The 13,755-nt window shown below is 38.4% G+C and carries 6 protein-coding genes; all 6 read right to left on the bottom strand.

Features of this window, described 5'->3' with window-relative positions; genetic code table 11:
* Positions 1-294: 294 nt before the first annotated feature.
* The 6 genes from OB236_RS09990 to OB236_RS09965 all read right to left on the bottom strand — a co-directional run bounded on the left by OB236_RS09990 (position 295) and on the right by OB236_RS09965 (position 13,746).
* A complete protein-coding gene (locus tag OB236_RS09990; protein ID WP_262683857.1) occupies positions 295-2,721 on the bottom strand; it encodes a restriction endonuclease-like protein in 2,427 nt (808 codons plus the stop codon).
* Positions 2,693-4,684, bottom strand: coding sequence for an McrB family protein (locus tag OB236_RS09985; RefSeq protein ID WP_262683856.1), 1,992 nt, complete (start codon positions 4,682-4,684; stop codon positions 2,693-2,695). The genes OB236_RS09990 and OB236_RS09985 overlap by 29 nt, the downstream gene beginning before the upstream one ends.
* A gap of 125 nt (positions 4,685-4,809) precedes the next feature.
* Complete coding sequence (locus tag OB236_RS09980; protein WP_262683855.1) at positions 4,810-6,084, bottom strand: DNA cytosine methyltransferase; 1,275 nt, start codon at positions 6,082-6,084, stop codon at positions 4,810-4,812.
* Positions 6,085-6,116: 32 nt separating this feature from the next.
* A complete protein-coding gene (locus tag OB236_RS09975; RefSeq protein ID WP_262683854.1) occupies positions 6,117-8,063 on the bottom strand; it encodes a hypothetical protein in 1,947 nt (648 codons plus the stop codon).
* A gap of 167 nt (positions 8,064-8,230) precedes the next feature.
* Complete coding sequence (gene drmB, locus OB236_RS09970; protein WP_262683853.1) at positions 8,231-10,135, bottom strand: DUF1998 domain-containing protein; 1,905 nt, start codon at positions 10,133-10,135, stop codon at positions 8,231-8,233.
* A 5-nt stretch (positions 10,136-10,140) separates the two neighbouring features.
* A complete protein-coding gene (locus OB236_RS09965; protein ID WP_262683852.1) occupies positions 10,141-13,746 on the bottom strand; it encodes a helicase-related protein in 3,606 nt (1,201 codons plus the stop codon).
* Positions 13,747-13,755: the final 9 nt, after the last annotated feature.

Genomic DNA, 13,755 nt, shown 5'->3' with positions numbered 1-13,755 from the left:
AATATCTCAAGGCCAGAAGCAATGCTGCACATTAACAGATATTACTAAGCTATAGCACATTACCTCTCCCTACCCCAATTGTCCGTTTTCTATCCGGATCAGATTGGTCTTTTCGCTAGAGGATTGTCACGTTTTAAAGCACCCCCAACCCCCTCGATACACCAACAGTTTTCCGCACCATATTTCTCCTCTAGGATGTATCTAGATTTCCACTAAACCTAAGGTGGCGTAGGTGTAATTTTGTTAAAATCTTTGGCCCAATTATGATTAGGCAACTGGCCCTGGCCCACCCCATCATTCCACCACTTTAATCCCCAAAACCCGCTTCGCCACATCCACATCTGCGTGATCCAATTGCACTTTCACCCGACCATGCCGCCTTTTCTCGCGCCACTCTTGCAACTGCGCTTCCGTATCGAGCTTAAGCTCAGCTAGTTCATAAGCTCTATCAAACATATACTTAGTCGTTAGCATACAACTGCGGACACCCACACCACCAGACAAGATGGGCGTTTCCCGTATCAACCATTCTTCTACCACAAACTTCACGTACAAACGATGTTCAGTGCCGCGTTGGGCGGGCCTTTCCTTGATTTGTTCCCGTTTCAGAACCTGCCAATCCGTAATTTTTCCGTATAGATAGACGCCTTGACCATCCGCCCCAAACCAGTTCTTGGATTGATAAATCGCCACATATTCCAGCTGCGTTAACAGCTTATGATCTGTAATGTTGTTTAGAGGTGTATGATAAAATAATTGCTTTTTGATGAAATCAAGCTGCGATTTATCCTTTAAAGACCCTACCAGCACATTCTTACTGCCCAGTTTGTTCTGGTAATAGTCGGCTGAGCCGCGGGGACGAGTAGATCGTTCAAAAGCCTTTTCCGGACTATCCATAATGAGCTCATCCAGGAACTTCTCCATCAAACCCGTAGCCTTTGGCAGAAAGGGAAATGCCCCGATGTTTACCAATTCAATGCTTTTATAAAAGCGATGCTGCTTGAACTTCTCCTCATCCCCATAAGGAAACAACACATACGCCCCAAACATACTACGCTCGAAATTCTCGCTTCCTTTATCCTGATACACAATCGCATCCCGATAGCGATGCATCGTATTAATATCTTCCTCTTCCGGCCCCGGTAAACCTTGATAGCTTCCATGATACGGCGTCCCTTCATAAGCCGGATTCAATCGATACTTCGCGTCAAAAACATACTTGTACACCTTATGCTGCTGATTGGCCTCATGCTTGCGCAGTGTTAATACATTGTCCGGGCGCTGTGCTAAGGTAGTGCGAATCTTTTTATCCTCAAGAGGCAAAGTGTTGTAATAAAGCTCAAATCGCTCACCGTTGGCAGGATTCTCATATTCCACTCTCGCTTCCTGTGTTCGATCCAGCTTTACAAATAACCCATTTCGATTGATCCGAATAATATCCTGCTTCAATAGCTTGTACTTCCGGCTCAGTAATCCGTGAATTTTGAGAAAACACCAGTATTCATAAAGCTGCGCCATATCCTTCATAGACAAATGAAACAAGTCACTCTGGATCGACAATCCCTTCATTAACATCAGGTACATACGGTAGGCATCCCGATAGCCCGGCGCCATCTGAAGCACCAACGAAACCGACATTTGTCGCATCGTACCCACGTCACGGAGGAAATCGATTTGTAACAAGCGCCTCAATTGACCTTGCATATTAATCATACGGTCCAATAAAACAGAGTCCTTCTTGTGATCCATTCCATTCAGTTGAGCGTGTACTTGCTTCAGCTTGGTTTCGATCCGTAGAAGCACCCATCGTAAAAACCGATTTTCCCCCGTATCATAATCCAGTTTTCGCTTCGTCTCAATCAAACGCTGGGGTCTATACATAGTACCCTTAACTTCAAGGAAACCTCGCCCATCATCTTTAATAAGGTAATGAGGGTTTCTAGTTAAAAATGCAATGTTTTCCCGCCCTGCCCGCTTCACTTTGGCCGCATCGGTAACTTTGTGTTCACTAAAAAGTCGAGTGTGTGGAGCATCTTTAATTCTTTCAATGGCATCCACCAACTGCTGAAACACATGCTGCAAAATCGCGAAAAATTCCGTCAAGCTCTGATTGTTGGTTTCCTTCAAGCCTGTTAAATGATACGTCTTCCGCATAAAATCAAAGGAAAGATTATAAATCTGTTGATTAACATCCTGCAATATGGCCTGATAGTCTGATTTGTAATCCAGTTTCGTTGGGAAAATCTCCAGTTGAACCTTCAGACACTCAGCTCCATCCAAAAGTATCGCAAGATCCGTATAGCCAATCTCATTTTGAAAATTGAGCATACCCGACAAAATATGACGACCCAGAGGTTTAATAGCTTGCCGCAAATGTATATGATCATGAAAAAACTCCAGCGTATGTGAGCTCTTGTTCTCGATTACTAGCTGGTAGGTTTGTGTCTCATAAAAGCAGGGTAGTATTCTTTCGCTATTGGCATCCATCATCTCACCTGTTACAGGAGAAAACACCTGGATAGCGTGAATCCGCAACAAATGATGGCGGGAGACAACATTTAGCGTTGCATCCACCCAGTCCTCCGCAGCATCCCGATGCAGCTTCAAGGTTTCCACAGTAGGATGAAACGGTTTGCCAAGAATATAAAGATCAAATAGATTCGTCTTGACACGCAGCAACTCAACCGCTTGATTAAGAAAGCCAGAAGGATGTAAAGCCATCTTCTTCTAACCTCCGTAGCATATAGGCTAATTTGCGGGCACTTTGCGGGTATACAGCTATAGGACTGGATGAACTGGAAGTTTTCCAAGGTTTATAGAGTTCCGATGGATCGTTCATCAGATCCTCAACTTTACCCTGTCTACCCAAACAAAATAACATAAGCTCCACAAGTACACGCTTCACTGAACTGCTGCTTCCTTGTACCCGCGGCAAAATCTTTTGTAGCAGCTGAAGGTCAAAGGCCTGTTGTTCCTCCATGAGCCCAAAACGTTGATTATAGATCATATAAAAGCTGACCGCATCTCTCACCCGAAACCCGATATGAGAATGATTTTCTTCCAAAATGGTATTGATCTTCACTAGCTTATCCGTTGTCCGTTTGATCAAATCCGCATATTCGGCAAAAGCATCCTGAAGCTGTAAATAGTCACTACTAAGGAAAGTATACGGAAGTGCTGCTTGATCTACGAGCTCTATATCACCATTTATAGATGGATACTCATCCAGCTTCACATAGTTAAATTCCAGTGTATTTGCTCGATCCAGTACCTTTTTGCTAAACGGATGTGTCGTCTCATCCATATTCACCGTTCCAATCAGGAACACATTACTCGGAATGCCCAAATCCTCCACAAAAGCACCATAGTCACTCGTGTTTAATGTATCTTTGAAAATAGCAGCATCAGTGATAATACGGCCATCTTTCCATTTTTGTGTTTCCAAAATACTTAGCATATCGCTGAAATAATGCTCTACCCGCGCTAGATTCATTTCATCAAGGCACACAAAATAGGGCTTATTACGGTTTTCCGTCCTGGAGGCTTCAAGTAAAACCTCTGTTAGCTTTCCTGCACGAAACGTGCCGGATAAATCCTTGTAGCCTAGCAAATCCGATGGATCGCTCCAGTCTGGACGCACAGGGATGAAAGTGAACTGATGGTTAGAGTCTGTTGCCCCCAGTGCTTCCGCAAACAGTTTCACCAGCTTCGTTTTTCCAGTTCCAGAGATACCTGCCAGGATGACAAATGGCTTTGTTTTTAAGGAAAGATAGAAGTTTTCTATCAAGAGCTCCGGGTATGTGAAGCCTCTTTGTTGGATATAAGTTTGGATTGCAGCAACCGCGGGTTTAATTTCAATGTCATTCATGGACGTATACTCCTCAACAAAAGCAATCGTTTTGGACTCTGCAATTTTTAAGTCATTATAATGAGAATCAGTATTTGAAAGATGCATTTGGTCCCAAATAGGACGAAATAACTCAAAATAACTATAGATCTTTTCTTCAAGGTTAAAGCCATCAGAAAGTAACTCATCTTTTTTGAAATATCTGGTAATACCTGATTTGGCCCCAGTCTTTTTGCGAACTCGATCAATATAGTTATCAATACTAGAAATTTCCTGACCTTCTTTTGCATTTAACCATTCAGCTGTTAAAACAAAACCCTCATGTGAAAGCATCCGCTCAACTATGTCACGATGAGTTGAATTTGAAAGTATTTCAAGGAATCTGTTTTCCATTGTTCTCATATTACTTTCTTTCTCTAATTTCTTTTTCTCCTCGATATTACCTGATGATGACCCCCCAGAGCCGAAACAAAAAGTAACTTCAAGCTCATCCTTTTGGAAAACCCATGAATATTGAAAACTAAATGACTTATCCTTATCAATAGAAATACCTGACCAAAGGTAGTCTTTCGGTTGGTTTCCATAATGAGTAGGACTACCGATTCTTGCGGTGATTACATGATCAGTTAGTTTATAATGTTCCATAAATGAGTTGGCGAAGCTAGAGGCTATTCCGTTATATTCTGTTAGAGTATTTTCATACTGATGTCTCAATTCTTTCATCAAGCTCTTTTTATCTTCAAGTGGCTTCTCGCTTCGTTGAATTTCATTAATACTTAATGATATGAGCTTGTATGTTTCGAACATTTCTTCTTTCAAAAGCTTATTTATGCTCACTTTGTCACACCTTCTTTTGATAATATGAATAAAACTCAAATAACCTACAAAAGAGAGTCACTTTTTTTTCAAAGTGTATTTCTTGCGGGTCGCAGTTCAATATATATTGCGAGCTGTTTTTTTTCTTAATTTACATTTTGAAATTCCCTTGTTTCTATTGCTTTATTCGTTATTTTAACTTCGGATTTAATGAGATTTATTTCTTTTATTATGTTACTGGCAAAAGCTAAACCCATCTTTACAGGTACTGCATTTCCTATCTGCATTGCTATCTGTTCTTTGGTTCCATTGAATACGTAGTTGATTGGAAATGTCTGAATGATGGCCGCTTCTCTAGCAGAGATAGCCCTGTTTTGGTCGGGATGGGCAAATCTTCCTTTTGCTACACTTAAACATCCCCCCGTTAAGGTCGGGGATACTAAGTCATAGTTCATTCTGCCATATACATCGCCATACCCTACATTCTCTTTATCTGGCTTATGACATGTTAGCCACAGGCTCTCTGGCCAATCTTTCCTCCCCCCGCCGTTATGAGGTGTATGCTCAAGTCTAATTTTGTTATCAAGTGATATTCTTTTAGAAAAATGTAATGGATCTGCAGCATGTGTCTCACCAGCTTGAATTTGTGGCAGATGCCCAATTACCTCCCTGAGAGAGACCCAAGGATTTCTACCTTCAGACTCATTTGTCTTTTTAGGATTACAGTGTGTAGCCCTTGGGTATATGTTTTCAATACGTTCACCATCATGTAGGTCCCTCCGCTTGCCGATTAATACGAACCTTTTTCTTCGCTGAGGAACACCATAGTCAGCCGCATTGATTGTATTAAATTGTATATAATATCCAGGGTAATTCTGTTGTTTGCGTTTTAATTTCGCAATAAAATCATTAAAAATCTGAGGATGTGATAGTATTCCAGGAACATTTTCAAAAAGTATATACTTAGGGGAAAAGTAACGCACAAACCTCAGGTATTCAAATACTAGTAGATTCCGTTCATCTTCCTTTTTCTCTCTTCTCTCATCTGCTTCTATTTCTGTAAAGAGGGCATTTTCTTCGTTCTTTTTGTTATTTTTATAACTGAATTGCTTTGAGAATCCCTGACAAGGAGAGCAACCCGCTAATAAATCTAGTTCTCTTGGTATTATTTTATACTTCTCTCCAAATTCAGCACAACTTACCTTGCGGATATCGTCTATCCACACATGATGCCCATGATTCTTTTCATATGTCGAAGCAAATACTTTGTCATATTCAATAGCACCCTGTACATCAAATCCAGCCGTCTTTAGTGCCTCGCTCATTCCACCAGCACCCGCAAACAAATCAATCGCAATTGGTTTTGTATTCGTAATTCTGTCTTTTTCATTCATATTGCTAAAAATCTCAAGGTGTAGCATATTCGAATCCTTCCCTATCTAGTATTTCTTCACTAGAAACTGTTGAACTTATTATTGTTATATATACTAACAGGTTTGGCTATCAAAGCACGAATATATTCCTCAGTAATTTGATAAAACGGCTCCTCTTCTGCAATTAGACCATTATATTGATTAAGCATATATGAATAAAGCTCATCTGCTCTTGTATATGTTACTTCACTATACTTGTAAGAATCTGACCTTTGATGATACTCCCAAAAAGGAAGTCTTTTAAACTCCAAACTATTTTTTAATGTAAAGAAATCAATAATCGGGATATGCGTACTATCCAACTCTTCAAAATTAAAACTAAGTTCCTGGTACCCATTAAAAAAGTAATGATTCATCAATAAAAATGGAGCTACTTTCTTCTCGTTGAGATTGATTCCGATCTTCTTACCAATGATGTCTCTTTGTTCGATATTTAATAATACTTGAGTACGTAATTCTAATTGTTTATATCCCTCATAAACCTTTCCCTTGAGATTATTGTAGGCCTCCATTATATTGGCTGGTTTAATCGTTGCTTTTGCCTCGAATATAAATATATATTCGTCCAATACAAACAAACCGTCTATCTCAGGGATACCATATTTATCATCCTTAGCAATCTGGTAAAGATTAATATTTAACTTTTCAAAATAGGATTTAATTTGGCTCTCAAATAAATAGCCTTTTGCATCATTATTATTCGTGATTAATTCAACTTCGGTAGAAAGGATTTTATCAATGCAAGACTCAACAGAAATATTTTCAATAAAATACGGGATAATATAATATATCTGGCCTACTCGAATTAAGGGCTTAGAGTGAACCACATGTGATGGGACTCGACGATCATCAATATTAAATGAAAAAAGCTCCAGTAGGTCTTTTTCTTGATTGGCCAAACCCAATCTCCGGAGTAGACCTTTTGCTCCATACTTTAATAGAATGTTTTTTTGACCATCCTCAAATTTTAATTGTTGTTGAAGTACTAGCTTTAATATTTTTTTGTACACATCCAGTAGCTCTTCCACATTATATGATCTTTTATTGTAAATAAAATTATTGCTTAGATCACCATATAGAGGTTGTAAAATTTGTTTCACCTTGTACTGTTCTATTTCTACATAAACATCTATATCCTTTGACTCATCCATATAAAGCAATTCCTTAGACAGTTCTTTAATAAATCCACTTTCCTTATATAGGTGGATCTCTTTTTCTTCAGCAATTTCATTATATTGACGCTGATAATTTAAATCTCGATATATCTCTAATTTCCTCCAGTAGTGGATGTTGTGTGATTTATTAAAGACTTGATCGACAATAATTTCTTCATGCTTGTAGTTTTCAATTCTTTTTATTCTTATCAGTTCCATCATCAAGGTGTTGAGATTACTTTTAATCGCCCCTTTTTTTGAAATCCTTTTACAAAGCTCTTCACTCGCTTTTGAGTAAGTATTACTTATTTCACCTTGTGGAATGTTATATGCCCGGATAACATCAATGAACTCATTCATACAATCAAGCACATGCTCGAAATGTGAGTTTAGTATTTCTGGTGGATATTTTTGCCCGTACAATTCATCGTAGCTATCTATCCCATATTTTAAATGATCGATATAGCCAAACAGTTTTTCTATGCTTAATCCCTTTTTATTACCTTTATATATTTGTTCAATTTCTGCATCATATAAGTTTCTTTTCTCCATCAAGTAGTGAATAAATACTAAATCCTCGATAATCTGATCATCGTAATTATCCTTGCTGAGAATTGAACTTATTAGTTCGAGAATCTGTTGCAGACTCATTGCATTTATAAAGCCGGATTTCATAATCAAAAGGTGAAATTTCAAACCATTTTTTAAATAATTTGCCACTATGTAATCGATGAAATAACTATCACCTTTTTTCAATTCTTTTTTTAGATTACTTTCTAGTTCTTTAAGTATTTGTCTATCAATAACTCTCATAGTAGTCACCCTTTATGGTCTGTTGAAAAAATTCATGAACTCATGTAAGATACAGAAATACGACATTTAAGACTTATATCCTGTACCAAGTGCTATTATCAATAAATACAGATATATCGTGAATCCAAAGCTTTTAAGGTATACTGCACAAACTATTAGGAGTACAATTATTTAAGCAACCAATCATTATAGAATCCTATCTCTTTATTCTCAAAAGTGCCTATAACAAGTGCTCTATCAAGAAATACGTTGAAGTCCTCACAACTTGTTTCAGGAAGCAATCCACAAGTATGACAAGCTGCAAGATTTAAAGCTTCACGCCCTTGACCTACACTGGAAATGCAAACCGGATCATTTGAACATAGTTCCGCATATTGCATGGCCTTTTTGAAAGTTCGAGGCAAACAATCCCAATAACCTTGTCGAACTAGCCCTCCAAGTGTCCCTTCTGAGTCGCCGCTCGCAGTATAAATCAGAATCCCAGACATCTCGTATTCATTATTGTCAATGTCACAATAAATTCGTTCACGTAGAGAAGCGGCCGTATAGCCGCACTCAAAACTAAGTTGTCTTATTAATAAATGAGAAATGGTATGAAGTAACACATACTTGGGCGTTATTTGCCGAGTGGTAACACTGCCTTGATACGATTTCTCAAAATTGTGATTTAATATATCTGCCCTATGATTAACTTGAGGATACTGCCTAACCCATTGATCAATCTCTTTGTTATCAAATTCGAAAAAGATTCCTTCTCCTCTTACCTCATAGGCAGGATACCATCTGGTTTCCTGCTCTTTAATTGAGATAAAACCAGGTATTTGTTCTCCTGATTGTTGAGAATCTGGAGGGTTAATTCGTGTAAAACCTGTAAGCGCCCGAACTTCTCGGATTTTATGAATAAGTGAAACGCTTTTTAGATACGGAATGTCATATTTTTGTATATCAGTCTCTTCTCTCAAAAAATCATTTCCATCAAGATCGTTACTTGTGATTCGACCAGTTAATGCCTCATATTCTTCAATACGATATTGCATACTATTTGCTTCAATATTGGTTGCTCCATCTTCCTTATTGAGCAACCGCCTTGTAATAATATGATTGATAACATTGACATCAGCATAAATTTCTAAAGCCATATCTTTAGACCATTTGTCTAATCGAGCTTTAATTAAATGATCAATCTCCTCCCCCTCAAATTGAGCAATGAAAACCAAACAATCTTTATATACCTTAGATTGTTCAATTTGGGCATTGATCTTATCTGAATAGGGAGGGATGACAAGCGAACTAACAATTTTAGGGAAGTATATAGAGGAGGCACCTCTTTGCATTGCCCTTGGGAAGGTGCCACAATCCACTTGTTTGTTTTTCCATGGCATATTTCCTGTGCATTCATAGCTACCTTTATGCTTTTTTTCCATCTTTTCCATTGCATCTTTGTTAAAGGCATTTGAAAGGGTTGCTTTTGCTTTACAGTTGCTGCATTCAATTACAAGTCCTTCGAGACCAGCTGAAGCCGTCGCCCCTGTTTTAAACAGCATACGGGGGTTTGAACAGATAGACTTGGTGCCAACGAAACTATTGTGGTGGGCCCAGTTCACCCAGGGAAAGTCATCTACATGGCCTTTTTCACATGCGATCACAATACGTGTTGGCACGAGACTTTGCTTACACTCCATGCATCTCGGCCTCTTCATATATGGATCTCTTTCTTTCTGTTTTTGAGAAGCTTTGTTTTTATATTCCTTCACCCACTGTGTTAATGGTTCAAATCTCCGACATTTTGGACAGAAATACCATTGGGGAAATCTAGTATACGCAATTCCCCAATGGTACTCATCACCCCCTGGCAAACCGAAGTAATCTACCTCCAATGCCTTCTCAAGCCGTTCATCATGAATTTGAATTACTCTAGCTCCCCAGTATTCTGGAGCAGCAGTCATAAGAGTTTGATCTGGAAAATCAACCATTGCCCCTACACCATACTGTAAAATTGCTTGAGCACTACGAACGCTATGAGTAATCTTGTTTAGATCGAGAATATCACGTTGTTGTTTTAATTCTGCCATTCAAATCACTCCCAGATTATTAATCCCGCCCTCACACTTCTGTCGACATTCCTCATTGAAGTCAAAGTCTCTTTCGCAGCATCGGAACTCTCTTGTCCAAAGGCCTTCATAAGCCTCTTGCTGTCGGATGGCGGTTCACTTGCGATATATCTATCACCATAGTAAAAGTTCTTACCCTCGGTAATTTCAACCTTTAATTTCCAATCACTCCAAAATTCACTCATTTCTTTCAATATTTCGTTAGTTTTATCCGTAAAATCAAAATCCAATCTATCATTAATTTCTTTTATTCTGCTTAATATATAGCTCTCGATATCTTTAATACCGTCCATGCCTTGTACGAACATTGCTGCATCAGTATCTCTCGATATCCCGTATTTGTGACGCATTAATGACACGATAATTGCATGTAATGCTCGGTCTCTTGCAGGTTTGGAGAACGGTGTTACACCAGTCGGCTCCACATATTTATAAAAAGATTCGTGGTAGGCCTTAAATTGTTCATAATGTGATCGATCCCGACTTTTTGATCCATCATACAATGTAAATGCAACACCTGGGTAAGTTCTCCCGATCCTACTTGATGCTTGAATATATTCGCTTGTCAACTTAGGTTGACCGACCAGCAACATAACATTGAGACGAGCCACGTCTACACCTACAGATATCATATTTGTCGCTAGCAAAACATTAATCGGATATTTTTTCTCCTCTTGATTGGATTTACTGTATTCCAGTTGTTCTAATTTTTCTAATGTCTCATTCAACTGAGAAGTTGATATTCTACTGGTAAGTTCGTCTGCTGAACCAATTGGTCTTGCCGAATTTGATCTTCCAAATCTTTGTGCTGTTCTTCTGATGAAATCTTTAACATCATCGTCGACCAACGTCATACATTTACTTAGGTCACGCAAGCTGTTGAAATATACCGCTAAGGTCCAAAACTTATCTTTGATTTCATATGGGAGATTCATCATATGCACGCGTTGTAGCAACGCTGCAATTGTACGGACTTCCATCATCGCTTTTGTTTTCCCGGAAGGCATAATTCCAACGTACATCCTACCTGGCTTTTCAATTTTATCTGCTTCATATGCGAAAAAGGAATCATTCGCATCAATACCAGGGGAAGGAAATTGCTTAACCTCCCTATTATAAAGACTTGAAACTTGATCCTTTGCCCTTCTTATCGTAGCTGTGGAAGCTATTATTTTAGGTTTCAAACCTTTTGAGCTACATAACGCGTCAATTGCCGTTTCATATAAACCTATAATTGTTCCTAAAGGACCAGATATTAGATGAAGTTCATCTTGTATAATAAGCTCGGGCGTTCTATTAAGGGATGAAGTAGCAAAAAAACTACCTGCGTCGTTCTTCCAAGGTAACATGGCAAACTTATCTACTGTTCCGAACAATAATGTCGGTGGATTATTATAAAGTTCTTCATCAACGACTTGAATTGGCAGTGCCGTTTCAAATTCACAACCCTCTTGACAACAAAACATCCGAAAACGTTTTTCGTTTTGCATCAGGTAGCCCCACTCACCTATTAACTTTCCAGTGGTTGAATCAACGTCTTTGACAAGTTTAGTTCCACACCATGGGCATTTTAATATTTGAAACTTATTATGTCTATCTTTCATTTCTCTTAAATCATTTTTATTAACTGCGAGTAAACTCTTTAAATGTTTTCTAGCATCTTCATTTTTATTAGGAGTATGCGTTCCACCGATCCATAAACCAATTGTTATTCTTTCTTTTCCTAACTTGTACGATGGATACTCCCTTCTTTTCTCACAATCTTTACGGATCGATTCACAGGCACATATTAGTGTCCCCGCTCTCAAAAATTGCTGCGCCGCTAACAATCTTAACGTATATCGCATAATAACTGTCGTACCACCAGATTTCTCAAGATCAGTAAGTCGACGATAAAATATTGTGACTGCTGTCAAACCGAGATAAGCCTCGGTTTTACCTCCACCAGTGGGAAACCAGATTAGATCAACCAAATCCCTCTCTTTGCACTCTGGTTCTACGATGGACCGAAGGCTCAAAAGCAAAAACGCTAACTGAAACGGTCTCCACTGGTGTTCTTTATCGTCACAGTCATAATAATTTAATGAGGCCATAGTATTCTGTAATTCCGAATCATCGGGATAGTAGTCGTTTTTTTGTATCCTAGCATGAATTCGTTGCATAAACATAGCACGATTAGCCAGTTGGAACGATACGTAAGCTTCCTCATTCTTTTCAAGTAAATCTAACCCATAGTACATCCTATTGCAAGAATCCAGACAATCTAAGATATGCCCTCTTGCGGTATCCTTGTATCGGTCATCAATTCTCTTACTCTCTTCCTGAATATCCGAAATCCATGAGGCATATGCATCTACTAATGTTCGCATGCTTATTATTTTGTCCTTCTTATCGGTGTTATCCAGATCAGATAAGAATTTCATAGAAAAAGCTTTATTATCAACTTTTTTACGACTAATATCAAAATCCATTTGAGGGACCTCATAAGTCGGCATATACTCTGTCGTAATACTTCCATGACCCGTATCATCTACATTCCAATTTACGGAGACACCGTGACCTGTAGCATAGATCTTTTTATCCCGGTATAATAACTCCAACGATTTTTCCTCAGAATCGTTGTTATTGGCATGTTCTCTATTTGAATATACTTCAAAATGTATATCTGGGTTTTCAACGGTGGATATTTCTATTACTGGTTGCATAATTGAGTTCCTACCGTTATATCCTCCTTGATGAGTATTCACCAACAAGGCTGTAATAGATTGTATACCTCCAATATGTTTTTTTCTAAGTATAACCATCTTAATTTCTTTATCATCAATTCCGGGCTTTTCGTAAACATCCTTATCACTAAGTGCCACATTAACTTGTAATTGATGTGGTTCTCGAACAAAACCCTTTTCAAATTGATTGCTTAGTCTATAAAGACAATCGATAAGATAAGGATCATCCATTTCTTCATCCTTAGTAATTTGACCAACGTCTTTACGCTTCAGTCTACTCTTTAGAGTCAACACGCCTATTTCTTTGGAATATTTCACTATTTCCGCAACCTTGTATGGGATAGCATAATCATCAGGATTTTCAGGGTGAAAAGGCAACATACAGTCTTCTAATATAGCGTTTCTATATGTACCAAACGAAACAGTAAAACGTAGTCTATTGACGTTTCCTTTCACAAAAAAGGTGAACCCCATTGATGAAGGCATGTTTTGCATAGATAGACCAATATCCTCATCCAATGTTCCCACATCGGTATCCTCGGCTACACTACCCGAATATCTTTTTTTCTCTACAATTTCGTCCTTAGTTTCATTTTCAATTATTTCCTCGTCTTCTAAGTCCTCAGGAGAGCTATTCATTTTTTCGGGAAGCTCGTTGTTGTCTGAACTTATAGGGTTTTTTTGAGGAAAAAGAACTCCAGTACTGTATCGAATTTCAGGTAAGTCAGTAATAATTTCATGGTCTTTATCCGGGATAGAGTACTCCGACCCTGGACCTAATAGTTCCCTTTTTAAATCTTCAATCAATTCAGCACGAACATTTAGAAGTTCAGTTTTGTTTTCCATATGACATAC

Source organism: Paenibacillus baimaensis, assembly GCF_025567575.1.
This window is presented reverse-complemented; position numbering and strand designations above follow the sequence as displayed.

Bases quoted from the DNA above. Each gene is read 5' to 3' on its own strand.
- OB236_RS09990 (WP_262683857.1), bottom strand. From the start codon at position 2,721: ATGGCTTTACATCCTTCTGGCTTTCTTAATCAAGCGGTTGAGTTGCTG.
- OB236_RS09980 (WP_262683855.1), bottom strand. From the start codon at position 6,084: ATGCTACACCTTGAGATTTTTAGCAATATGAATGAAAAAGACAGAATT.
- OB236_RS09975 (WP_262683854.1), bottom strand. From the start codon at position 8,063: ATGAGAGTTATTGATAGACAAATACTTAAAGAACTAGAAAGTAATCTA.
- drmB (WP_262683853.1), bottom strand. From the start codon at position 10,135: ATGGCAGAATTAAAACAACAACGTGATATTCTCGATCTAAACAAGATT.
- OB236_RS09965 (WP_262683852.1), bottom strand. From the start codon at position 13,746: ATGGAAAACAAAACTGAACTTCTAAATGTTCGTGCTGAATTGATTGAA.